Below are 23,562 nucleotides of genomic sequence, written 5' to 3' on the forward strand. Positions count from 1 at the left end.
ATTATTTTTGGAGATTTACAACATTATGGCAAAACGTGTCATTCTATTTTTATTAACCAACTTAGCGATTACCTTTGTTTTAGGTATTGTTTTAAATATTATTTTTAATGTAACCGGTATTCAAGGGCAGAGTGTTGGTGGGATTTTAATTCTTTCTTTAGTATTTGGTTTCAGCGGTTCTTTAATTTCCCTGTTTTTATCTAAATCAATGGCGTTACGCTCAGTTGGAGCAGAAGTAATTAAACAGCCTCGTAATGAAGCGGAGCAATGGTTATTTAACACCGTTCAACGTCAAGCACAGCAAGCAAATATCCCAATGCCGGATATTGCTATTTATCATTCAGCAGACGTAAACGCATTTGCCACAGGGGCAACAAAGAGCAATTCGTTAGTTGCGGTAAGTACAGGTTTACTTAACTCAATGACCCAAGATGAAGCGGAAGCGGTAGTAGCTCACGAAGTGGCACACATTGCTAACGGCGATATGGTAACAATGACGCTTTTACAAGGTGTGTTGAATACTTTCGTGATTTTCTTGGCTCGTATTATTTCAACTGCAGCAGCAAGCTCTCGTGATGAAAACGGTAACTCAAGCACTAACACGTTAGTGTTTTGGGTAGTAGATATTGTGTTGCAGATGGTATTTGGTGTGTTAGCAACAATGATCGCAATGTGGTTCTCCCGCCAGCGTGAATTCCGTGCAGACGCAGGCTCGGCACAATTAGTCGGCAAAGAGAAAATGATTGCGGCTTTACAGCGTTTACAACGCATTCACGAGCCACAAGAATTACACGGTTCTCTTGCGGCATTTATGATTAACGGTGCACGTGGTAAGGAATTATTTATGAGCCACCCACCGTTAGAAAAACGTATCGAAGCGTTAAGAGGCTTATAATTAAATACAAGCGGTTGTTTTTTGTAAAAAATTTACTAAAAACAACCGCTTTGTTCTTTATAAAACATATTTCAAAACAGGGTAGAGTGTTGCCAGTAGAAAGAGGTATCGCAATAGCTTGCCAATCACAATAAAAATAACGCTTTGCCAAAGGTTGAACCGTAGCCAGCCTGCAATGCCACAGAAAATATCGCCAACAATGGGTAGCCAACTAAAAAGTAAGACTAAAACGCCATATTTTTTACTTTTTTCTAATGCCCATTGTGTATAGCGATTGTTCGCTTTTTTAGGGTGAGGCAGCAATAATCCCATTGCATACGTAATCAAGCTGCCTAAGCTATTGCCTAATGTTGCTGCTGTTACTAGAGCAAATAATGGGGAGTAAAGTGTTTCATTTGACACAATATGCCGGCTTGCAAGAGTGGTAAAAATGATCTCAGAATTTCCCAGCAATAGGGTTGAGCTGAGTAGCCCGCTAAAAAACATTGTAATGAGTTGGTTTTGTTCAGAGAAGAATAAGCTGAAAAATGAAGTGAGATATTCTGTCATAAATTTATTGTTGATTTGTTAATAATTTGTTTGCTTAAATTTGATTAAATGTTGTGCTTTTAACGGATTTTGTTCTATATCAAAAAAATGGGTGGAAATACCTCTGATTATGTAAGATTTTATTTAAAGATGAAACGAAGAGGTCTATAATTCCTTCAAAATATATCGGTTTTTCAATTCTCATAATTAAGGTTATCTGATGTTTTCTCCTGCTGAAATGGCAAAAATCGCAGAAGATGGTGCGGTTTATAAAGCAACAAAAAATCAATTTTATTCCTTTCTTTCTGCCATTACTGCAGGCGGTTTTATTGCAATAGCTTTTGTATTTTATACCACAACCCAAGTGGGTGCGAGCGAAATGCCTTGGGGCATTGCCAAATTAATCGGCGGTTTGGTTTTCTCACTCGGTGTTATTATGTGTGTGGTGTTTGGGGCGGAATTGTTTACCTCCTCAACTCTTACCATTGTAGCGAGAGCAAGTAAAAGAATTAACTGGCTACAAATGTTTAAAAACTGGGTAGTGGTTTATTTTGGTAACTTTGTCGGTGCAATTTCAATTGTATTGCTTGTGTGGTTTAGCGGTCAGATTATGGCGGCTAAAGGGCAATGGGGATTGGTTATTTTAAATACGGCACAGCACAAAATTCATCACGAATGGTTTGAGGCATTCTGTTTAGGTATTTTCTGCAACATTATGGTCTGTATTGCAGTATGGATGTCTTATGCAGGCAAAAGCCTAACCGATAAAGCCTTTATTATGATGTTACCAATTGCAATGTTCGTTGCCTCAGGTTTTGAACACTGTGTGGCAAATATGTTTATGATTCCAATGGGAATTGCAATTTCTCATTTTGCCGCTCCGGAGTTTTGGACGGCAATTAATGTTGATCCTGCACAATTTGCGGATTTAGATTTATCTCATTTTGTATTTAAGAACCTTATTCCTGCTACATTAGGCAATATTGTGGGTGGCGTTTTCTTCATTGGCTTAATGCAGTGGTTCTTATACATTAGAAAGCACTAAGATTTTAGATTCAAGCGGTCAAATTTTTGCAAAATTTTACCAAAAATTAACCGCTTCCCGTTTTAACTTACTAACATAGAGGACTTAAAATGACTCAATTAACAGACGCTCAACAAAAAGCGTGGGAAGGTTTTGCCGCCGGCGATTGGCAAACTGAAGTAAATGTGCGTGATTTTATCCAAAAAAACTACACACCGTATGAAGGCGATGAATCTTTCCTAGCTGAAGTAACACCTGCAACAAGTAAATTGTGGGCAGATGTAATGGAAATGATTAAAGTCGAAAACAAAACGCACGAACCGTACGATATTGATTGCGATACTCCATCAACCATTACTTCACACGCACCGGGTTATATTGATAAATCATTAGAGAAAATCGTGGGTCTTCAAACTGATGCTCCATTAAAACGTGCGATTATGCCGTTTGGTGGAATCAATATGGTAAAAGGTTCTTGTCAGGTATATCGTCGTGAACTTAAACCTGAAGTTGAAAAAATCTTTACTGAATACCGTAAAACCCACAACCAAGGCGTATTTGATGTTTATACACCGGATATTTTACGTTGCCGTAAATCAGGCGTAATTACCGGCTTACCGGATGCTTATGGTCGTGGTCGTATCATTGGGGACTACCGCCGTATGGCACTTTACGGTGCAGATTTCTTAATGAAAGATAAACAACGTCAGTTTGCTTCATTACAAGCTCGTTTAGAATCCGGTGAAGATATTCAAGCAACCATTCAATTGCGTGAAGAAATTGCCGAGCAACACCGTGCGTTAGGCAAAATGAAAGAGATGGCGGCAAGCTATGGTTACGATATTTCTAAACCGGCAACCAATGCACAAGAAGCGGTACAATGGACTTATTTTGCTTACCTTGCAGCGGTTAAATCGCAAAACGGTGCGGCAATGTCGTTCGGTCGTGTATCTTCATTCTTAGATATTTATATCGAGCGTGATTTAAAAGCAGGCAAAATTACCGAACAAGAAGCTCAAGAGTTGATCGACCACTTAGTAATGAAATTGCGTATGGTGCGTTTCTTACGTACACCTGAATACGATCAATTATTCTCAGGCGACCCAATGTGGGCAACTGAAACCTTAGCTGGTATGGGTTTAGATGGTCGTACATTAGTAACGAAAAACAGCTTCCGTATTTTACACACTCTTTACACAATGGGCCCTTCTCCGGAGCCAAATTTAACTATTCTTTGGTCTGAACAGTTACCGGAAGCGTTTAAACGTTACTGTGCAAAAGTATCTATTGATACCTCATCAGTACAATATGAAAACGATGACTTAATGCGTCCGGATTTCCAAAATGATGACTATGCGATTGCGTGCTGCGTAAGCCCAATGATTGTAGGTAAAATGATGCAATTCTTCGGTGCTCGTGCAAACTTAGCGAAAACCTTGTTATACGCAATCAATGGTGGTATTGATGAGAAATCAGGCGACCAAGTTGGTCCAAAATCTGAAGCAATCACAAGCGAATACTTAGATTACGATGACGTAATGACTCGCTTAGACAGCTTTATGGACTGGTTAGCAACGCAATACGTTACTGCTTTAAACATCATTCACTTTATGCACGATAAATATGCATACGAAGCGGCATTAATGGCACTTCACGATCGTGATGTATTCCGTACAATGGCGTGTGGTATTGCAGGTTTATCTGTGGCGGCTGACTCACTTTCAGCGATCAAATATGCGAAAGTAAAACCAATCCGTACAGATATTGAAATCAAAAATAAAGCTGGCGAAGTGGTTGGCGTAGCGAAAAATGTAGCAACTGACTTTGAGATTGAAGGTGAATATCCACAATTCGGTAACAATGACAACCGTGTAGATGACATTGCTGTTGATTTAGTTGAACGTTTTATGAAGAAAATTCAAAAACTTAAAACATACCGCAATGCAACCCCAACTCAGTCTGTTCTTACTATCACATCTAATGTGGTTTACGGTAAGAAAACAGGTAATACGCCGGACGGTCGCCGTTCAGGTGCTCCATTCGGACCGGGTGCAAACCCAATGCACGGACGTGACCAAAAAGGTGCGGTTGCTTCATTAACTTCTGTGGCTAAATTACCGTTTGCGTATGCGAAAGACGGTATCTCTTATACTTTCTCTATCGTACCAAATGCGTTAGGTAAAGATTACGAAGCACAAAAACGTAACCTTGCGGGCTTAATGGATGGCTACTTCCACCACGAAGCAACAGTAGAAGGTGGTCAGCACTTAAATGTGAACGTATTAAATCGCGATACATTATTAGATGCGGTAGAACACCCAGAGAAATACCCACAATTAACCATTCGTGTATCAGGTTACGCGGTACGTTTCAACTCTTTAACCAAAGAGCAACAAATGGACGTAATTACCCGTACCTTTACTGAAAGTATGTAATAGCAATTTGCAAAACTTTTAGAAAAATCAACCGCTTGTGGCATTTATGCCACAAGCGGTTTTTTTGTGCTCTCGCTCGAAAAAATAGTTATTCATTTACACAGCTTTAGAAATATTGTTTATAATTACAGTATTCTATATGAGAGAAAGAGATGTCTAAGCAAGATTTAATTCGTTCCTCTGTGGCAGAATATCTGACCTTTATCACGGCAACAGGGGAAAGCCAAGTTGATGCTATTTACTCTGATGAAAATGTTTGGCTAAGCCAAAAAATGATGGCAGTGTTGTATGATGTTGATGTACGAACAATCAGCTATCATCTTAAAAAAATCTTTAATGACAATGAGTTAGCTGAAAATTCAGTTATCCAATTTTTTTGGATAACTGCCCAAGACGGCAAAAGTTACCAGACGAAACACTATAATTTATCTGCAATTATTGCGGTAGGTTACAAAGTGAATTCTGAACGTGCCGTGCAGTTTCGCAAATGGGCAACGGAAATTGTACAGAGCTTTGCGATTAAAGGCTTTGCGATGGACGATGAACGGCTAAAAAATGACGGCACTATTTTAGGCAAAAAATACTTTGAAGAACAGCTTGCCCGTATTCGGGAAATTCGATTATCCGAATGCAAGTTCTACCAAAAAATCACCGACATTTATGCAACCGCAGTGGGCTATGACCGTACCTCTACTGCCACCAAACGCTTTTTTGCCACAGTACAAAACAAACTCCACTGGGCAATTCACGGCATACCGCAGCTGAGCTGATTATGGCAAGAGCCAATGCTGAAAAACCGAATATGGGGCTAACAAAGTAACTCAAGAAATTGCTCGATCTTTTGCACTCAGTAAGTTTGAAAAATACCGAGTGAAACAAGATTTTAGCTATGAAAGTGATTTTGACCGTGTATTGAAAGAGGTTGCAGCTAAATATTCAGTAGTATAATGTCAGTTATCTACAGTAATTTACTCCCAATCGGTAAAGAATAGCGTATAATTCTACTCTTTATGATGATGTTATTTATTGCTAATAAGGATTTATGATGTACCAAAATTTTTCTGCTGAACTGGCTTGGGCAACTTTACATATGCCTCGCACCGTAGAAACTATTAAGGCATTGCCTGACCTTTCCCACATCCGTTTGGCGTGCAATATGCACTTAGATTTAAAAATGGCTCCGCTTGTAAAAGGCTTGCTGGATAAAGGGGCGAAGATATTTTTAACCACTTGCAACCCAACCACGGTGCAAGATGACGTAGTCGCTTATTTAGTAGAACACGGAGCAGAGGCTCACGCTTGGCGGAATATGTCGAATGCAGATTGGCACGATAGTTTTCAAAAAGCGGTAGATTGGCAGCCAACCCATCTGTGTGAAATGGGATCAGATTTAACTTCATTGATACACTCTAAAGGTTTACAAACAAAGGTAAAAGCAGGCTTAGAAGCAACCGGCTCAGGCGTAAATCGCTTAAATGGTTTAAAACCTTATTACCCGATTTTTAACTGGGATGACTTGCCTGTGAAAGAAGGCTTACACAACCGCCATATGGTCGGCTTAACAGCGTGGCACACTTTCTTCAATACAACGCACCTGAGCTTACACGAAAAAACCGTTGTTGTGATTGGCTATGGTTTGGTAGGTCAAGGTGTAGCAGCTTCAGCAAAAGCTTATGGCGGTAAAGTGATTGTGGCAGAACTTGATCGGGCAAGAGCATTACAAGCTGAATATGATGGTTGGATGGTGATGCCACTTGCGGAAGCGATTAAAATCGCTGATGTCGTAGCTACTGCAACAGGGGCGAAAAACGTCCTTTCAGGCAAAATGATTGAACAAGCGAAATCAGGCTTATTTATTTTAAATGTCGGACACGTTGCCGAAGAAATTGATGTGCGATTCTTAAAACAGCAACCGATGACAGAGCCAATGCCGTATGTAAATGCCTACCAAGTAGGCGATAAAACTATTTATTTGCTCGCAGACGGCTCAATGTTTAACCTCACTGCAGGCTATGGCGATAGCATTAACGCTTTTGATGTGACCTTAGCTGTAATGGCAAGCGGCATCGGGCATATTGTTGGTGAAGGTGAAAAGGCAGAAAAAGATATTTACTTACTGCCGCAAAGCGTTTGGCAAAAAGTGTTATAAAATCGACCGCTTGCAAGCGGTTGAAATATACTTGAAACAATCGACTTTAAAAGCAAAACAGCCCTTGATTGGGCTGTTTTTCAATAAATTGAGAGGGTTAAATACAATAAACTTGTTTTGAGCCTTTTGATTTAGGTTGGTAGCACTGACCGCTAAAGTTAGCAGGAATCCCTTTTAATCGTTTGACTTCTTTTGCCTCTTTCCCATTGATATAAGAATCAGTTTGATAGCCGTTCCCGCCTGTTGTCATTGCTAAATTGATGTTGATAAAACTCACCACAGTACCATTATTAAAAGTATGGCTCTGTTCTTGCATTCCATTTGAGCAATTTTTAACTTTGCTTTTTGTTAGTTTACCTTTTTGTAGATAATAACCAGTAGAATAGCATTGTCCTTGTCTGTAATCTTCATCACAGGCAAAATATGCCTAAAATGAATAATCTTAGTAGGCAGTAAAATGGCACAACCAGTTGCATCAGACATCGACCGCCTTGTCGGTCAACGCATTCAACAAAAACGCAGAGAAATGGGGTATTCGGCGGAAAGGCTATCGGAGTATGTCGATATTTCTCAACCACAGCTTTCACGCTATGAACGAGGGGCGAATAAGATAAATGTGGCACATTTAGTGGCGATTGCGACGTTTTTGAAAACGCCAATCAGCTACTTTTTTGCAGATTGTATGGAAGGATTCGATTGGAATAGCGATGAAGCCGACCGATATTGGCAGGAATTAACCCAAACGCAAAAATCGCTCTTAGTTGATTTTCTGAAAGAGATCAAAAAATAGAGTAGAATTTCTCTTTGAGTAAGTGTAATGGCTTGATTTATTTCTGCGAACCATCTAAAAATTTGCTACAATTTATCAAAATTTTTTGAGGTTCGAGGTAAGCAAATGTCTGTTGTTGGACGTATCCATTCTTATGAATCTTGCGGCACAGTAGATGGTCCGGGGATTCGTTTTATTCTGTTCTTACAAGGCTGTTTAATGCGTTGTAAATATTGCCACAATCGTGATACTTGGGATTTAGACGGTGGCAAGGAAATTACCGTTGAAGAGCTGATGAAAGAGGTTACTACCTATAAGCACTTTATGAAAGCGACCGGTGGTGGCGTAACGGCTTCGGGTGGGGAAGCAGTGTTGCAAATGGAATTTGTACGTGATTGGTTCAGAGCTTGTAAAGCAGAAGGCATTAACACTTGTTTAGATACTAATGGTTTTGTACGCAGCTATAGTCCTGTGGTTGATGAAATGCTGGAAGTTACCGATTTAGTTCTGCTGGATTTAAAACAGCTCAATGATGAAGTTCACCAAGATTTGGTTGGCGTGTCTAACAAACGTACACTTGATTTTGCCCGCTATTTGCAAAAAATGAATAAGCCGACTTGGATTCGCTATGTAGTTGTGCCGGGCTATACGGACGATGATGATTCCGCTCATCGCTTAGGTAAATTTATTCAGGGAATGGATAATATTGAGAAGGTAGAGCTTCTGCCTTACCACCGTTTAGGGGCACATAAATGGGAAACGCTAGGCTATAAATATGAGCTGGACGGCATAATGCCACCGCCTAAAGAGGATTTAGAGCGTATCCAAAAAATCATTGAAAGCTATGGGCATAGCGTAAAATTTTAAATACAAGCGGTTATATTTTATGATTTTTTTGCAAAAAATTATGTAAATATAACCGCTTGTTTTCTTTTCTTTCCAACTTTGTGTATTATCTTGATACGAATTTTCATTTTGACCATAAAAGGAAAAAATAATGTCTAACCCGCTTTTAAATTACACAGGCTTGCCTGAATTTTCAAAAATCAAACCTGAACACATCAAACCTGCGGTAGAAGCCGTGATTAAAGAGTGCCGTGAAACCATTGAGGCGGTGGCAAAAATTGAAAACCCAACGTGGGAAAATTTCTATATGCCGCAAGCCATTGCAGGAGATAAATTCTCTCGTGCGTGGTCGCCGGTCGGGCATTTGAACGGGGTTAAAAACTCGCCTGAATTGCGTGAAGAATATCAAGCCTGCTTGCCGTTATTATCGGAATACAGCACTTGGGCGGGGCAACATCAAGGTTTATATCAAGGCTATGTAAAATTAAAAAACAGCCCTGAATTTGCTAACTATTCGACTGCACAGAAAAAAGCGATTGAAAACAGCCTGCAAGATTTTGAATTATCCGGCATCTCTTTGCCTGCCGATAAACAAAAACGCTACGGCGAAATTTCCGCCCGTTTGTCGGAACTTAGTTCACAATTTAGCAATAACGTGCTAGATGCGACAATGGGTTGGGACATCGTAATTACTGACGAAGCTCAATTAAAAGGCTTGCCGGAATCGGCACTTGAAGCTGCAAAATTATCGGCTGAAAGCAAAGGCAAAAAAGGCTATCGCTTTACCCTTGAATTTCCAAGCTATCTACCGGTGATGACTTACTGCGAAAACAAAGCCTTGCGTGAAGAAATGTACCGAGCTTTTGTAACCCGTGCCTCAGATCAAGGTCCAAATGCAGGCAAATGGGATAACAGTGCCATCATTGATGAGATCCTAAAACTACGTCATGAAAGATCGCAACTGCTTGGCTTTAAAACCTATGCGGATTATTCCCTTGCCACCAAAATGGCAGAAAACCCGCAACAAGTATTGGATTTCTTAAACGATTTAGCCACTCGCTCAAAAGCACAAGGTAAAAACGAATTGTGCGAATTGAAAAAATTCACCAAAGAACACTTTGGGGTAGAGCATTTGGATTTATGGGACATCACTTTCTACAGCGAAAAACAAAAACAAGCGTTATATTCAGTGAATGATGAAGAACTTCGCCCATACTTCCCTGAAAACCGTGTACTTTCAGGCTTATTTGAAGTGATGAAACGTGTTTTCGGTATGCGTGTGGAAGAACAACAAGGCGTAGATGTTTGGCATAAAGATGTACGTTTTTTCAATATTTTTGATAAAAATGACCGCTTGCGTGGCTCGTTCTACCTTGATTTATATGCTCGTGAAAACAAACGTGGTGGTGCGTGGATGGACGATTGCATCAACCAAAAACGCTTAGCGGATGGTTCACTCCAAAAACCGGTTGCCTATTTAACCTGTAATTTCAACAAGCCGATTGGCGACAAACCGGCATTGTTTACGCACGATGAAGTAACCACCTTATTCCACGAATTTGGACACGGTATTCACCATATGCTGACTGAAATTGATGTGGGCGATGTTGCCGGCATTAATGGTGTACCTTGGGATGCGGTGGAATTACCAAGCCAATTCCTCGAAAATTGGTGCTGGGAAGAAGAGGCACTTGCCTTTATTTCAGGACATTACGAAACTGGAGAGCCGTTACCAAAAGCGAAATTAGAGCAATTATTGGCGGCGAAAAATTTCCAAGCGGCGATGTTTGTATTACGCCAATTAGAGTTCGGCTTGTTTGATTTCCGCCTACACACTGAATACGACCCAACAAAACAAGGTCAAGTATTGGAGTTGTTAAAAGAAGTGAAAGAAAAAGTGGCAGTGGCAAAAGGCGTAGAGTGGGCAAGAACCCCACACAGCTTCTCACATATTTTTGCAGGAGGCTATGCCGCTGGCTATTACAGCTACTTATGGGCAGAGGTACTTTCGGCAGATGCGTACGCACGCTTTGAGGAAGAAGGCATTTTCAATGCTGAAACGGGGCAATCGTTCTTAGATAACATTTTAACACGTGGTGGTTCAGAAGAGCCAATGGTACTGTTTGAACGTTTCCGTGGCAGAAAACCAACTCTTGATGCCTTACTCAGACATAAAGGAATTCTCGGTAATGCAACTCCTACAGAATGTAGTGTGAACTAAGGGTTAAATAAAGCAAACAAGCGGTTAAATTTGCAAAATTTTTTGCAGATTTGACCGCTTGTCTTTTTTTTATTTTGGAACAAGTTATAATTCTTGATACTGATTATAACGAGAATGTAACAATGTCTTTAGATTTATCCGATATTCGAACACAAATTACCACCCTTGACCGCAATTTATTAAAGCTGCTTGCCGAACGCCACCGTTTGGCGTTTGATGTGGTGCGTAGCAAAGAAATTACTCAAAAACCCTTGCGGGACTTAGAGCGTGAAAAAGCCTTATTGCAAGAGTTAGTCAATTTTGCGGAGGCGGAGAATTATCAGCTCGATCCACAATATGTGACCCAAATTTTCCAGCGTATTATTGAAGATTCAGTGCTGACGCAGCAAACTTATCTGCAAAATAAACTGAATGCACAAAAAGAAGAGCAGGTTTCCATTGCCTTTTTGGGTATGCGTGGCTCTTATTCCAATATGGCAACTCGTCAATTTGCCAAGAAATATCAAGGTACTTTGGTTGAGCTAAGTTGTGGCTCATTCGATGAAGTGTTTGAGAAAGTGAGTGCGGAAGAGGCAGATTTTGGTGTGTTACCGCTTGAAAATACCACTTCAGGTTCGATTAATGAAGTGTACGATTTATTGCAGCATACCGATTTAACCTTGGTAGGTGAATTGGCTTATCCTATCAAACATTGTGTGTTGGCAAACGGCAATGTGGATTTAGCCAAGGTGGATACTGTTTATACCCACCCTCAGCCGGCTCAGCAATGCAGCCAATTTTTGGCAACTTTAGATAAGGTGCATATCAAATATTGCGAAAGTAGCTCGCACGCAATGCAAATGGTGGCACGTTTAAATAAGCCGAATATTGTGGCGTTAGGCAATGAAGATGGCGGCAAGCTCTATGGTTTAACCAATATTAAAACCGAGATTGCCAATCAGCCGAATAATATCACTCGTTTTATTGTGCTTGCAAAACAGGCGGTTCAGGTTTCACCACAGGTACAAACCAAAACCTTGCTCCTGATGACAACCACCCAACAAGCCGGTGCTTTGGTGGATGCGTTACTGGTGTTTAAAAATCACAATATCCGTATGACCAAATTGGAATCTCGCCCAATTTACGGCAAACCGTGGGAAGAGATGTTTTATGTAGAGCTGGAAGCTAATATTCATTCACAAAACACCCAAGATGCGTTGGCAGAGTTAGAAAAAGTGACTAGCTATTCAAAAGTGTTAGGCTGTTACCCAAGTGAAATTATTGAGCCGGTGAAGATTTAATCCATAAAGATATTTTAAGGGCTGCTTTTAAAAGCAGCCCTTAATTATGTTAAGTAATTAGCATTTACTTTCTTGTTCAGCAAGATAGTCTAAATGTTGGCGACTTTGGAACGGTACAATAGACAACTCACCATTAGTTGAAATAAGTTGATAAAATTGTGGGTGGTTAAAACTGCTAAATGAGATTTCAGTATCTGTTTGCAAGCGTTTTTGGTGTTGTAATTTATTGATTTTCCTGATTTTTTCTTCTTTAGTGCCAGAGCAGTTATAGTAGCTTTCAACACTATTTTTTTCATTAACAATATACACATTGAAGCTGCCGTCTTGGTTATCTTCAAAGAAAAATTGTAGAAAGCCTTCGCTGGCAAATTCACTGATTTTTTGAGGAAATACGTTTTTCTCTTTGGCTATATCAGAGGTCAGGTTTGCAAAATTTTCACGATTTTCAACCGCTTGTTCTTCAATCTGTTTAATCCCAACAGTCTGTTTACGGAAGATCACCTGCCACGTTTTCCCTGCAATTTTTAAGTGGCGTAGTTCATTGGCGTGCAACAAACAACCTGTTTGGATTGTAATACATTTATGCACTAAATCGGCAACAAACTCACGCAGATCGCTGCGTAAATATTTGCTATAGCAAAAAATATTCACAGAATTTGGTGATGCCGCACTTTGATAAATTCGATTAGAAACTAATTTCAGGGCTTTTAAAATAGCATCTTCGCCGTCGAAATGCTGGGTACGGATTTCATTCCAAACATTGCGGTAAATGATACTGACGCTGCCGACTAAGGTTTTTTGCATTTTACCGAAGTTAAACAGATCACTTTGACACACTTTTTTAGGCAAGTCAGTAATAGTTTCTGTTGGATCTTGAACTAAATTGATTGCAATTGCCAAGTTACGAATTTTATTCGGGTGATGCATATCTTCTTGTGTCATCTCCGGTGCTTGAATCGGGAAAGTTAAGCGTAAATCGGTAATAAATTGGCGTAATTTCTGCGTATTTAGGTTATTGCTCGCCGTGTGCAAATGGGTATTGGCATTTATAATGCCGTTGAAGAAACCCCAAGCAATCAATTTAACCGGACTTTTGTTGTAGTGAACATAGCGAAGGTTTGAATCATATTGGCTTTTGGGTGCTTGATTTACTAAATACCAACCTGGTTGTATTGAGGATCCTGATTTGACTTCAATAAAAGTTACCGCATTTTCTGCTACGTTAGACGATATTTTTGGATTAATCAGCGGTACTTTACCCGGCAAGGTTTCAAATACAGAATAAAGTCTACGCATCAAAATATCGGTATCATTGGTCATAATACTTGGATTAAGATGGAATTTTCGAGCGAAGTGGATTAAATTTCGATAACTTTGTAGCAAATGATCAATCAGCATATTTTCGTGGTTCATCACTTGCTTAATTTTCCAATTAGGACGATTTTGCAGTAATGTGGTTTGTGCTGCATTCCAAGACCATTGCTCGACCAATGATTGTAATGCTTCCGTACGCCAGTTTTTTCTGATTTCTCCTTCAATCGCTTTTGCATAAAAACAGACCCGCAAGCGGTCTAATTTTACCCATTCTTTGCGAGTGATAAGATGTTCGGTAACGAGCTCAAGCATTGCTAGGTAAGGATCAAAATGATATTCGACGCCATCATCACTCAGAATTTTTTTCTTAAACTCTTTTGAAATTAGTTTTGTTTTCGGGTAAGTGTGGGCATAGCATTCCAGCAACAAGATTTTAATGGCTGATTTGTAAGGGTTATCGATCCCTTTATACAGTTGCCACAGGCTTGCACCAAAAAATTCACTGGTAGAAAGACTGGAAAAATCGCCAAAATCTACCCATTCAGTTAAATCAATTTCGGGATTGTTATGGGCAGTTTGATATTCATCTTTATGCAGATGTAACCACAGTAGGCGTTTACCCGCAAGTAATATGGCTGAACGATAAAATTCATCAAGCAAGAAAAAATGCTGAGCAGAACCACTGTGTTCGTCTGTTACACCGCTGCTGTAAGTTTGCGTTTTAAATTGCTCCGGGTTCATTAAGAAAATATTAATGTCCACATCAAACGTTTTCGCCCATTCTTGTAGCTTAGTAATTTTAAGCTCCATTAATTTATATTGTTCAATCGTGAGCTTGTTTGAATAACACAACCATAAATCTAAATCGGACAGGCTGGTTTGAGTAATAGAGCCCGTGCTCCCCATACAATAGAGAGCATCAAAATAAGTTTGATTTTTCAAATGATGATCGGAAATAGCCTCGTGGAAGCTATAAGACATTAATGAATTTTTTTGATAATCAGACAATTTAAAATGCCAAATACCTTGCGGTGCACTTTCCACATACGCAGGTAAGCTTGGGTGATTAAGATGAATAAGTAATGGCAGTAATGAAAAAACGTGAACAAAGTTTTGATTATTGGCATTCATTGCCCGCTCAATCCGATAAGCATTGAGTTTATCAATTCTTTTTTTAGTTAGAGCTAATTTTTGGGAAAAATTTCCCTTAATTGCCTTAATAGCAGTTCCTTCTACTATTGTTGCTGTATTAGCTTCAAGGGTGAGTATTTTCACGTCAATTTCCTTACAAAAGTGTGATCTATTTAACATTTTAGCTGAAAAGTCTTGATTATGTAATGGAATAGACCAAAAAAGATTAAGGAATCCGGCAGCCTCATTTCCTCTAAAAAGCAGAAGTTTGTGGTTATTATGCTTCAAAAGAGTTCAGACCAGTCATAAAATCGTGTAAAATAAGCAAGTTTTAGTAGCTTATTTGAGCGAACAAGTGTAAGCTGAATTAACTTTTTTTTTCAGAAAAAATGATGAAGGAAACAAAATGAAAAGAGTTGTTATTACAGGTTTAGGTGTTATTTCAAGTATTGGTAACAATAAAGAAGAAGTGTTAGCCTCATTAAAAGAAGGTAAGTCAGGTATTGAATTTGTTCCTGAATTTGCTGAAGTAGGTATGCGTAGCCAAGTTGCAGGGACAATTAAATTAAACCCGGCAGAGCTGATTGACCGTAAAGTTTACCGTTTTATGGGCGATGCAGCAGCTTATGCCTACATTTGTATGAAAGAAGCGATTGAAGATGCCGGTTTAACTGAAGAACATATTTCTCACGAACGTACAGGTTTAGTAATTGGTTCCGGTATCGGTTCCGCTCGTGGTCAGGTTGCGGCAACAGATGCAGTGCGTGGACCTCGTGGTGTAAAAGGTATCGGACCTTATGCGGTAACTAAAACAATGGCATCAAGTGTGTCTGCTTGTTTAGCAACACCATTTAAAATTAAAGGTGTAAACTATAGCATTAGTTCTGCTTGTGCAACTTCAGCTCACGCAATCGGACACGCAATGGAATTAATCCAATTAGGCAAGCAAGATGTTGTTTTTGCGGGTGGTGCAGAAGAACTTTGCTGGGAAGGGGCAACTCAATTTGATGCAATGGGGGCAGTTTCTTCCAAATATAATGATACGCCAACCAAAGCAAGCCGTGCTTATGATGCAAATCGTGATGGTTTTGTTATTTCAGGTGGTGGTGCAGTTTTAGTGATTGAAGAGTTAGAGCACGCACTTGCACGTGGTGCAAAAATCTATGCTGAAATTGTGGGCTACGGTGCAACTTCTGACGGTTATGATATGGTGGCTCCAAGCGGTGAAGGTGCGGAACGTTGTATGAAACAAGCAATGGCAACTGTAAATGGCGAAATTGAATACATTAACGTACACGGTACTTCTACACCTGTGGGTGATGTGAAGGAACTTGGTGCAATCCGTAATGTATTTGGGGATAAAACTCCGGCTATTTCTTCAACGAAATCAATGACAGGACACTCTCTTGGAGCAGCAGGGGCACACGAAGCAATTTATTCATTATTAATGTTAGATAATAATTTCATCGCACCAAGCATTAATATTGAAACCCTTGATGAGCAAGCTGAAGGTATGAATATTGTCACTGAACGTCAAGATAAAGAATTAACGACAGTTATGTCTAACAGCTTCGGTTTCGGTGGTACAAATGCTTGCTTAGTGTTCCAACGCTATTCAAAATAATCTCATCTTAATCGGTAAAAAAGTGCGGTAACGCACTTTTTTATTGTCTGTAAGCGGTCAAATTTTATTAAAAATTTGCAAATTCATCTCGGTTTAGAACCTTTTCCATATTTTTGATAAAAATTTTAAAATTTATTTTTATCTGCTGATGTTTATATTCTTAGTATTAAATTTTGTTAAATTGTTTTTATGATCGCTATATGGAAGAATTTCAATTTATTAGGTAGCATAATAATTTTAGCATTTTTTTAACAAGCTTTTTGAACATCTATTTTTTACTTCATTTTATGAGTAGAATGGAGGCTTATTCGAGGTCTTACACTTATTTTGGAGAATATATGACACAACAAGTAGAACATTCAACTTGGCAAAGTAAATTTGCCGCAATGGGTCCGGGTATTTTAATGGCATCAGCGGCTGTAGGTGGCTCGCATATTGTTGCCTCAACCCAAGCCGGTGCAATTTATGGCTGGCAATTAGCGATTATTATTATTTTAGCGAACTTGTTTAAGTATCCGTTTTTCCGTTTTGGTGTGCAATACACACTTTCAAGCGGTAAAAGTTTATTAGAAGGTTATAAAGATAAAGGCGGCATTTATCTTGTTATTTTCTTTATTCTAAATGTACTAGCAGGTATGATTAATACAGCTGCTGTGGGTATTGTAACTGCCGCAATCTTAAAATTTATTTTTTCAGCATTAGGTGTTCCATTTGATTTAAGCATTCCAATGGCGGGGACAATTGTGATTGCGGTAACGTGGGGAATCTTGCTTTTAGGTAAATATCGTTTCTTAGATTCTCTGTCTAAGTGGATTATGATTGCTCTAACTATTTCAACGGTGGCAGCAGTCGTTATTGCGGCTTTAAAAGGTGGTATTACGGTTGCCCCTGACTTTATTGAGCCATCGCCTTGGAATTTAGCAGCTCTAGGTTTTATTGTTGCCTTAATGGGATGGATGCCGGCACCAATTGAAATTTCAGCAATTAACTCAATGTGGGTTATTGCCAAAAAACGTTTTAGTAAGATCAGCTACCAAGATGGTATTTTTGACTTTAACGTGGGTTATATCGGTACAGCCATTTTAGCAATTGTATTTTTGGCATTAGGTGCATTGGTACAATATGGTTCTGGTGAACAAGTAGAACAAGCGGGTGTAAAATATATCGCCCAATTAATCAAAATGTACGCCTTTGCAATTGGTGATTGGTCTAAATTATTAATTGCATTCATTGCCTTTATGTGTATGTTTGGTACAACAATTACGGTTATTGATGGCTATTCTCGTGCTAATGCGGAAGCATTGCGAATTTTAACAGGTCGTAAAGAGCATTCACAAACAGAATTAGCAATTTGGCTAACACTCACATCAGCAATTGGTATTTTAATTATTAGTGTATTTATGAGTGATGTAGCAACAATGCTGAAATTTGCAATGATTTCATCATTTGTTTCAACACCAATTTTTGCGTGGTTAAACTTCTCATTAGTAATGAAAGGTGAACACCGTGTAACAGGCGGATTATTCTGGTTAGCGGTCGTTGGCTTAATTTACTTAACTGCTTTCGCATTATTATTCTTAGCACAGCAGTTTGGTATTATTGGATAATTACAATAGAAATGAAAAAGGCGAATTTAATTCGCCTTTTTATGTTTAATGAAAACCACCTTCATAGAAGGTGGTTTTTTACTTGCTTTTTTAAGAATGGATTACAACACTACGCATAAACAGGTAAGCGTTTGCAGATTTCTAATACTTTCGCTTTCGTCTCTGCAATCACTTGTTCGTGGTTATCTTTACCAATGCTTTCTAGCACGTCACACATCCAACCGGCTAATGTTGCTACATCATCTTCTTTAAAACCACGACGGGTAACAGATGGCGTACCAACACGAATACCAGAGGTTACAAATGGTTTTTGCGGATCGTTCGGTACAGAGTTTTTATTTACCGTGATGTTTGCCGCACCTAAAGCTGCATCTGCTGCTTTACCCGTTAAGCCTTGTTTTACAAAACTGACTAGGAATAAGTGGTTTTCTGTGCCGTTAGAAACCACCTCAAAGCCACGTTGTTTAAATACTTCCACCATCGCTTTTGCATTTTTCACCACTTGATGTTGGTAAGCCTTAAATTCAGGCTCTAATGCTTCTTTAAAGCAAACCGCTTTTGCTGCAATCACGTGCATTAACGGACCACCTTGACCTGCCGGGAATACCGCAGATTGTAGTTTTTTATAGATTTCTTCATCACCACAAGCAGATAAAATTAAACCACCACGAGGACCGGCTAATGTTTTATGTGTTGTGGTTGTAACAACGTGTGCGTGTGGAAGTGGGTTCGGATAAACACCAGCAGCAATTAAACCTGCAACGTGTGCCATATCTACAAATAAGTAAGCCCCTACTTCATCTGCGATTTCACGCACCTTTGCCCAGTCAATGACTTGAGAATAAGCAGAAAAACCAGCTACAATCATTTTTGGTTTGACTTCTTGAGCTTGCTTACGCAACGCATCGTAGTCAATTACACCTTCTGCGGTAATACCGTATTGCTCCGCTTTATAGATTTTTCCTGAGAAACTAACTGATGCACCGTGAGTTAAGTGCCCTCCGTGAGCCAAGCTCATACCTAAAATTGTATCGCCTGGATTTAATAACGCCATATACACCGCAGCATTTGCTTGCGAGCCAGAGTGCGGCTGCACGTTGGCATAATCAGCACCAAATAACTCTTTTGCACGATCAATCGCTAATTGCTCGATAATATCGACATATTCACAACCACCATAGTAACGTTTATTAGGGTAGCCCTCTGCATATTTATTGGTTAATTGTGAACCTTGAGCTTGCATTACACGTGGGCTTGCGTAGTTTTCTGAGGCAATTAACTCAATATGCTCTTCTTGGCGGCGATCTTCATCTTGGATAGCTTGCCATAAAACAGCATCATAATCTGCGATATTCATATCACGTTTTAACATTGTTGGACTCCTATAAAGCTTAAGTAAACGTTTGCGTAAGTTGATTTGCCGATATTTTACGTATTTTTTAATCTAATAGATAGTATTAATTTCAATAATCATACTCCTATAAAAGCAGAAAGCAACAAGCGGTCATATTTTGTAAATTTTTTACCAAAAATGACCGCTTGTAAGATAGTAAGTTTTGCTTTTCTAACCCGCTAATTCTGCTCTAATTATCGCCGCACCTTGACTAAGTGCATTGAGCTTGCCACGAGCAACTTCACGAGAAAGTGGTGCCATACCACAGTTAGTGCAAGGGTAGAGCTTATCGGCATCGACAAATTGCAACGCTTTACGCAAGGTGTCAGCCACTTGTTCTGGCGTTTCAATCGCATTGGTAGCCACATCAATTGCACCCACCATTACTTTCTTACCACGAATAAGCTCGATTAAATCCATTGGTACTTTGGAGTTTTGGCATTCAAGCGAGATAATATCAATTTTAGATTGCCGTAATTTTGGAAAGCTCTCTTCGTATTGTCGCCATTCTGAACCGAGCGTTTGTTTCCAATCCGTATTGGCTTTAATACCGTAGCCGTAGCAGATATGCACGGCTGTTTCACATTTTAAGCCTTCAATTGCTCGTTCAAGAGCAGCAACCCCCCAATCGTTTAATTCATCAAAGAATACGTTAAACGCAGGTTCGTCAAATTGAATAATATCTACGCCTGCGGCTTCTAACTCTTTCGCTTCTTCGTTTAAAATTTTAGCAAATTCCCACGCTAGCTTTTCACGGCTTTTGTAGTGAGCATCGTATAAGGTGTCGATCATCGTCATTGGACCCGGCAACGCCCATTTAATGGGTTTATCAGTATGGGTTCGAAGGAATTTTGCATCTTCAACAAATACGGATTTAGGGCGAGAAACCGCTCCTACCACGGTTGGCACACTGGCATCGTAACGGTTACGAATGCGGACGGTTTCACGCTTGTTAAAATCTACGCCGTCTAAATGTTCAATGAAGGTTGTTACAAAATGCTGGCGAGTCTGTTCACCATCACTCACAATATCAATGCCAGCTACTGTTTGCTCAGCAAGTGAAACTAAAAGGGCATCTTTTTTTGCTTGTAGTAATTCACTGCCGCTGAATTTCCATTCAGACCAAAGTTTTTCAGGCTCAGCAAGCCAAGCCGGTTTGGGTAAACTGCCAGCGGTAGAAGTTGGGAGAAGAATTTTGCTCATCTTTTTTTATTCCTATTTTTCACTTAACCAAGCATCTAAAATAGCTTGATATGGCTTAATAAAATGTTCTTCGGTGTATTTGCCTTGTTTGATCGCAAGCTGAGTACGCTCTTCACGGTCATATTCCACTTGGGTAGTAGAGTAATCGCCATAAGTCAAACTGGCTTTGTAAACCTGTCCTGCTACAGAGTTTGCGTTATACACTTCCGGGCGATAGATTCTTTGGAAAGCTTCCATTGTTGCAATGGTACTGATAAGCTCCAAGTTACTATAATCGTTCAGTAGATCCGTGTTTTCATCAAAATAGAACGCATAAGGTGCAACTGATTTTGGTGGCATAAAGTAACGCACTTTTAAGCCCATTTTGGCAAAGTATTCATCGGTTAATGAATAGTCATTTTGCACATATTCTACCCCTAAAATTGGGTGAACATTGGTGGTTTTGTGATAAGTGCGAGTGGTTGCCACACTTAAACAAATCACAGGTGATTTTGGGAATTTTGCTTGATATTCAGGCGAGTTTACCAAGTGTTTATAGAGCTTGCTGTGTAAATCGCCATAGCCTTCCGGTACGCTGAAACTTGGTTTATCTTTGTTGTAATCAAGTAATAGAACGCTAAAGTCATAATCACGCACATAAGATGAAAAGCTGTTACCTACAATACCATCAATGGTCTTACCTGTTTTGTGATCGATTACATAGGTTTTAAGCCATTCAAGGGCTGGGAAAAATTCGCCTTTACCTTCTACGTCAATATCTACGGACACAATGTCTAATTTCACAGAATAACGATCCGCATTTGGGTTATCCCAATTCGCTAAATCATTAAAACGGTTATTGATCATCGTAATCGTATTTTGCAAATTTTGCTTACGGTTTTCGCCGCGTGCAAGATTGGCAAAATTGGTGGTTAAGCGAGTGCTATTGGCTGGTTCATAGTTTTCATCAAATTCAATGGTGTGAACTTGGCATTTGAAATCTGTAGTCATCTTAACGTCTCCTTTGAGTTCTTATTGTTGTTGAGATGACTTATTGAACCATAAATTTTTGTTGAATAAAAATGATATGTTTTGAAGTTGAATATGAATAACTTTCATATTCAACCTGCAAAATGTCAGAAAAAAATGACCGCTTGTAAAAAATGAGTATCTATAACAGGCAGGGATATTTTACACTTTAAAATAACTTACTCGCCCAGCCTAATTTTGAACCTAGCACAGTAAAGTAGTTGTAATCTTTTAAATGCAGTAGTTGTAATTTATCAGGGCTTTTTCTAACTAATACACGATCTTCAGGGCTAAAGCTCATTTTTTCTTGTCCATCACAAATCACTTCTAAATCAGGGGTGTTATATTTTGCAAAACGGAGTGAAATTTGGCTGTCGCCATCAATGACTAACGGGCGTGATGAAAGTGTGTGTGGGTGCATTGGCACGAGAGCAATGGCGTTCATATTCGGGGTAAGAATTGGACCGCCGGCAGAAAGCGAATAAGCAGTTGAGCCTGTTGGGGTTGCCACAATTAAGCCGTCTGCTCGTTGCGAAAAGGCAAATTTGCCGTCAATATAAACTTCAAATTCAATAATTCGAGCGACTTGCGTCGGGTGAACCACAATTTCATTTAACGCATTATTTAACGAAATAATTTTACCGTTACGCTCAATATAGGCTTCAAGTAAGAAACGCTCTTCAATGACATATTCATTTTTCACTAAGCAGCTATAAAGCTGCTCAAAAGCCGTTTGAGGGGCAATATCGGTTAAAAAACCTAAATTACCACGATTAATGCCGATAAGCGGTACACGATATTTGGCTAAAGCACGAGCAACGCCCAACATATTGCCATCGCCACCAATCACGATCACGAGTTCAGCACGTTGCCCGATTTCCTCTAAGCTGTGGCTTTCCTCTAGTTCTAGTTGGGTGGCAACTTCTTTTTCAACTAAAATGGTGTAATTTCTGTCTTTAAGCCAATTATAAACGGCGAGATGCGTTTCAAAGGCACTATCGTGGCGAGGCGTGCCAACAATTGCAATAACTTCAAACGGTTTTTGTGGGTTCATTTTCTATTCCTATAAACGACTAGAGAATATGGGTTTGATACCATTGGTTAAGCAGAATACCTGTATTAACTGCCACATTTAAACCACTATTTAACGGATTGTTAAATGAGAGCTGTACGGTGGTATCTTCCATATAAGAAATCTCACTTGCCGGAATTTCATTTAATACAAAGACCACTTTCTCTGTCAATTTTGTTTTAGTTAAAGAGGGGGCTTGCTTATGGCGAGTTAAATGCACAATTTGATAACCCGCTTGGCGTAACTGTACTAAAGCAATCTGTTTGTTTTTGGTTTCTAATGCCCGTACAAACTCTAACCCGCCTTCAGCCACACGAGCTGCCGCACTTGAATTTAAGTTATCCACATTTTCCGTGATAATCCCTTTTACACCATAAAATGCACAGGTACGAATGATACCACCAACATTTTGTGCATTATTTACGCCGTCTAACAATACTAAACAATCTTGCTTTTTCGGCACTTGCAGGTAGCCTTCTAACACAAATGATGACGATTTTTTCACAAGTAAACACATATCGCCGTGATGTTCCGTGCCTGTTACACGTTCCATTTCTTCACGATCGATAACGTGATATGCCTTTTTATGTTCGGCTAAATAGCTCATCAAATCACCTAATTTTTTCGCACCTTCAACCGTCGCCCATAAACGCACGATAGATTCCGGACGTTGTTGGAATAAAGTCATACACGCATTTTCGCCATACACTTTCATTTCCTCTAAACGGTTTTTCTTAATTTTTTCCGGTGCTCGAGGCGAAAGCGGACCTGTTTTTTTCTCTTTTGATGAGTTGTTACCTTTTACCCAAATTTGAACGCTCCCTTCGCCGCTGGGTTTTTTACCTTCGGTTGGGTAGATTTGTTCTGGGCGTTCACGTTGAAATTGGGCTTTGCGGTGATCATTTCTCTCGTTCTTCCGTTCAAAACTTCGCTCTTTCCCTTTTTCTGAAAAGCGAGAAGTGCGTTCATTTGTTCTCTTTTCATCTCTGGTTTTAAAGCGAGGCTCATTATTTTCTTTAAATTTCATTTTTAATACCTAAGTTGTGGCTAAAATTAGGCTTAT

Annotated in this window: 18 protein-coding genes and 1 pseudogene; 11 read left to right on the plus strand and 8 right to left on the minus strand. The window is 39.5% G+C overall.

The window, feature by feature from the left end; genetic code table 11:
- Positions 1-25: 25 nt before the first annotated feature.
- Complete coding sequence (gene htpX / locus ICJ55_RS04845; RefSeq protein WP_188157554.1) at positions 26-895, plus strand: protease HtpX; 870 nt, start codon at positions 26-28, stop codon at positions 893-895.
- Positions 896-952: 57 nt separating this feature from the next.
- On the opposite strand, the gene ICJ55_RS04850 is transcribed toward htpX, so the two are convergent.
- Positions 953-1,444 carry a YqaA family protein gene (locus ICJ55_RS04850; protein ID WP_188157555.1) on the minus strand — a complete coding sequence of 164 codons (492 nt, stop codon included), beginning with the start codon at positions 1,442-1,444 and terminating at the stop codon, positions 953-955.
- Positions 1,445-1,643: 199 nt separating this feature from the next.
- Between ICJ55_RS04850 and focA the strand changes: the two genes are divergently transcribed.
- The 4 genes and pseudogenes from focA (at position 1,644) to ICJ55_RS04870 (ending at position 7,031) form a co-directional block, all read left to right on the plus strand.
- Positions 1,644-2,468: a formate transporter FocA gene (gene focA / locus ICJ55_RS04855; RefSeq protein ID WP_188157556.1), complete on the plus strand. Its 825-nt coding sequence runs from the start codon at positions 1,644-1,646 to the stop codon at positions 2,466-2,468.
- Between the two features lie 89 nt (positions 2,469-2,557).
- Positions 2,558-4,882 (plus strand): formate C-acetyltransferase, encoded by a 2,325-nt coding sequence (gene pflB, locus ICJ55_RS04860; protein ID WP_188157557.1) that lies wholly within the window; start codon positions 2,558-2,560, stop codon positions 4,880-4,882.
- Positions 4,883-5,034: 152 nt separating this feature from the next.
- A pseudogene (rhuM, locus tag ICJ55_RS04865) lies at positions 5,035-5,830 on the plus strand (RhuM family protein).
- 94 nt (positions 5,831-5,924) lie between these two features.
- Positions 5,925-7,031 (plus strand): adenosylhomocysteinase, encoded by a 1,107-nt coding sequence (locus ICJ55_RS04870; RefSeq protein ID WP_208455132.1) that lies wholly within the window; start codon positions 5,925-5,927, stop codon positions 7,029-7,031.
- Positions 7,032-7,128: 97 nt separating this feature from the next.
- Here ICJ55_RS04870 and ICJ55_RS04875 read toward each other — a convergent pair whose 3' ends face one another.
- The gene (locus ICJ55_RS04875) at positions 7,129-7,347 is read right to left on the minus strand and encodes a hypothetical protein (protein ID WP_188157558.1); all 219 of its coding nucleotides are present in this window, start codon (positions 7,345-7,347) and stop codon (positions 7,129-7,131) included.
- 141 nt (positions 7,348-7,488) lie between these two features.
- On the opposite strand from ICJ55_RS04875, the gene ICJ55_RS04880 reads away from it, so the two are divergent.
- The 4 genes from ICJ55_RS04880 (at position 7,489) to ICJ55_RS04895 (ending at position 12,147) form a co-directional block, all read left to right on the plus strand.
- A complete protein-coding gene (locus tag ICJ55_RS04880) occupies positions 7,489-7,821 on the plus strand; it encodes a helix-turn-helix domain-containing protein (protein WP_188157559.1) in 333 nt (110 codons plus the stop codon).
- A gap of 105 nt (positions 7,822-7,926) precedes the next feature.
- Positions 7,927-8,667, plus strand: coding sequence for a pyruvate formate lyase 1-activating protein (gene pflA / locus ICJ55_RS04885; RefSeq protein WP_188157560.1), 741 nt, complete (start codon positions 7,927-7,929; stop codon positions 8,665-8,667).
- Between the two features lie 130 nt (positions 8,668-8,797).
- A complete protein-coding gene (gene prlC / locus ICJ55_RS04890) occupies positions 8,798-10,867 on the plus strand; it encodes an oligopeptidase A (protein WP_188157561.1) in 2,070 nt (689 codons plus the stop codon).
- A 122-nt stretch (positions 10,868-10,989) separates the two neighbouring features.
- On the plus strand, positions 10,990-12,147 hold the full coding sequence (locus ICJ55_RS04895) for a chorismate mutase (protein WP_188157682.1): 1,158 nt from the start codon (positions 10,990-10,992) through the stop codon (positions 12,145-12,147).
- A 57-nt stretch (positions 12,148-12,204) separates the two neighbouring features.
- On the opposite strand, the gene ICJ55_RS04900 is transcribed toward ICJ55_RS04895, so the two are convergent.
- Entirely contained in the window at positions 12,205-14,736 is a 2,532-nt protein-coding gene (locus tag ICJ55_RS04900) for a class I adenylate cyclase (protein ID WP_188157562.1), read from the minus strand.
- A 262-nt stretch (positions 14,737-14,998) separates the two neighbouring features.
- On the opposite strand from ICJ55_RS04900, the gene fabB reads away from it, so the two are divergent.
- Positions 14,999-16,216, plus strand: coding sequence for a beta-ketoacyl-ACP synthase I (gene fabB / locus ICJ55_RS04905; RefSeq protein ID WP_188157563.1), 1,218 nt, complete (start codon positions 14,999-15,001; stop codon positions 16,214-16,216).
- Positions 16,217-16,554: 338 nt separating this feature from the next.
- Positions 16,555-17,823, plus strand: coding sequence for an NRAMP family divalent metal transporter (locus tag ICJ55_RS04910; RefSeq protein ID WP_188157564.1), 1,269 nt, complete (start codon positions 16,555-16,557; stop codon positions 17,821-17,823).
- A gap of 109 nt (positions 17,824-17,932) precedes the next feature.
- Here the strand turns inward: ICJ55_RS04910 and glyA are convergent, their stop codons facing one another.
- The 5 genes from glyA to ICJ55_RS04935 form a co-directional block, all read right to left on the minus strand.
- Positions 17,933-19,195, minus strand: a complete 1,263-nt coding sequence (glyA, locus tag ICJ55_RS04915) for a serine hydroxymethyltransferase (RefSeq protein WP_188157565.1) — start codon at positions 19,193-19,195, stop codon at positions 17,933-17,935.
- 192 nt (positions 19,196-19,387) lie between these two features.
- Positions 19,388-20,419, minus strand: a complete 1,032-nt coding sequence (locus ICJ55_RS04920; RefSeq protein WP_188157566.1) for a methionine synthase — start codon at positions 20,417-20,419, stop codon at positions 19,388-19,390.
- Between the two features lie 12 nt (positions 20,420-20,431).
- Positions 20,432-21,409: a DUF1852 domain-containing protein gene (locus tag ICJ55_RS04925; protein WP_188157567.1), complete on the minus strand. Its 978-nt coding sequence runs from the start codon at positions 21,407-21,409 to the stop codon at positions 20,432-20,434.
- 187 nt (positions 21,410-21,596) lie between these two features.
- Positions 21,597-22,481 (minus strand): NAD(+) kinase, encoded by an 885-nt coding sequence (locus tag ICJ55_RS04930; protein ID WP_188157568.1) that lies wholly within the window; start codon positions 22,479-22,481, stop codon positions 21,597-21,599.
- Positions 22,482-22,500: 19 nt separating this feature from the next.
- Positions 22,501-23,526 carry a TrmH family RNA methyltransferase gene (locus ICJ55_RS04935; protein WP_188157569.1) on the minus strand — a complete coding sequence of 342 codons (1,026 nt, stop codon included), beginning with the start codon at positions 23,524-23,526 and terminating at the stop codon, positions 22,501-22,503.
- Positions 23,527-23,562: the final 36 nt, after the last annotated feature.

The organism is Mannheimia bovis, assembly GCF_014541205.1.
GTDB classification, from domain to species: Bacteria; Pseudomonadota; Gammaproteobacteria; order Enterobacterales; family Pasteurellaceae; genus Mannheimia; species Mannheimia bovis.

Coding starts and splice junctions, on each gene's coding strand:
- glyA (WP_188157565.1), bottom strand. CDS start 19,195: ATGTTAAAACGTGATATGAATATCGCAGATTATGATGCTGTTTTATGG.
- htpX (WP_188157554.1), top strand. CDS start 26: ATGGCAAAACGTGTCATTCTATTTTTATTAACCAACTTAGCGATTACC.
- prlC (WP_188157561.1), top strand. CDS start 8,798: ATGTCTAACCCGCTTTTAAATTACACAGGCTTGCCTGAATTTTCAAAA.
- focA (WP_188157556.1), top strand. CDS start 1,644: ATGTTTTCTCCTGCTGAAATGGCAAAAATCGCAGAAGATGGTGCGGTT.
- ICJ55_RS04880 (WP_188157559.1), top strand. CDS start 7,489: ATGGCACAACCAGTTGCATCAGACATCGACCGCCTTGTCGGTCAACGC.
- ICJ55_RS04920 (WP_188157566.1), bottom strand. CDS start 20,419: ATGAGCAAAATTCTTCTCCCAACTTCTACCGCTGGCAGTTTACCCAAA.
- pflB (WP_188157557.1), top strand. CDS start 2,558: ATGACTCAATTAACAGACGCTCAACAAAAAGCGTGGGAAGGTTTTGCC.
- ICJ55_RS04910 (WP_188157564.1), top strand. CDS start 16,555: ATGACACAACAAGTAGAACATTCAACTTGGCAAAGTAAATTTGCCGCA.
- pflA (WP_188157560.1), top strand. CDS start 7,927: ATGTCTGTTGTTGGACGTATCCATTCTTATGAATCTTGCGGCACAGTA.
- fabB (WP_188157563.1), top strand. CDS start 14,999: ATGAAAAGAGTTGTTATTACAGGTTTAGGTGTTATTTCAAGTATTGGT.
- ICJ55_RS04925 (WP_188157567.1), bottom strand. CDS start 21,409: ATGACTACAGATTTCAAATGCCAAGTTCACACCATTGAATTTGATGAA.
- ICJ55_RS04870 (WP_208455132.1), top strand. CDS start 5,925: ATGATGTACCAAAATTTTTCTGCTGAACTGGCTTGGGCAACTTTACAT.
- ICJ55_RS04850 (WP_188157555.1), bottom strand. CDS start 1,444: ATGACAGAATATCTCACTTCATTTTTCAGCTTATTCTTCTCTGAACAA.
- ICJ55_RS04895 (WP_188157682.1), top strand. CDS start 10,990: ATGTCTTTAGATTTATCCGATATTCGAACACAAATTACCACCCTTGAC.
- ICJ55_RS04935 (WP_188157569.1), bottom strand. CDS start 23,526: ATGAAATTTAAAGAAAATAATGAGCCTCGCTTTAAAACCAGAGATGAA.
- ICJ55_RS04875 (WP_188157558.1), bottom strand. CDS start 7,347: ATGCAAGAACAGAGCCATACTTTTAATAATGGTACTGTGGTGAGTTTT.
- ICJ55_RS04930 (WP_188157568.1), bottom strand. CDS start 22,481: ATGAACCCACAAAAACCGTTTGAAGTTATTGCAATTGTTGGCACGCCT.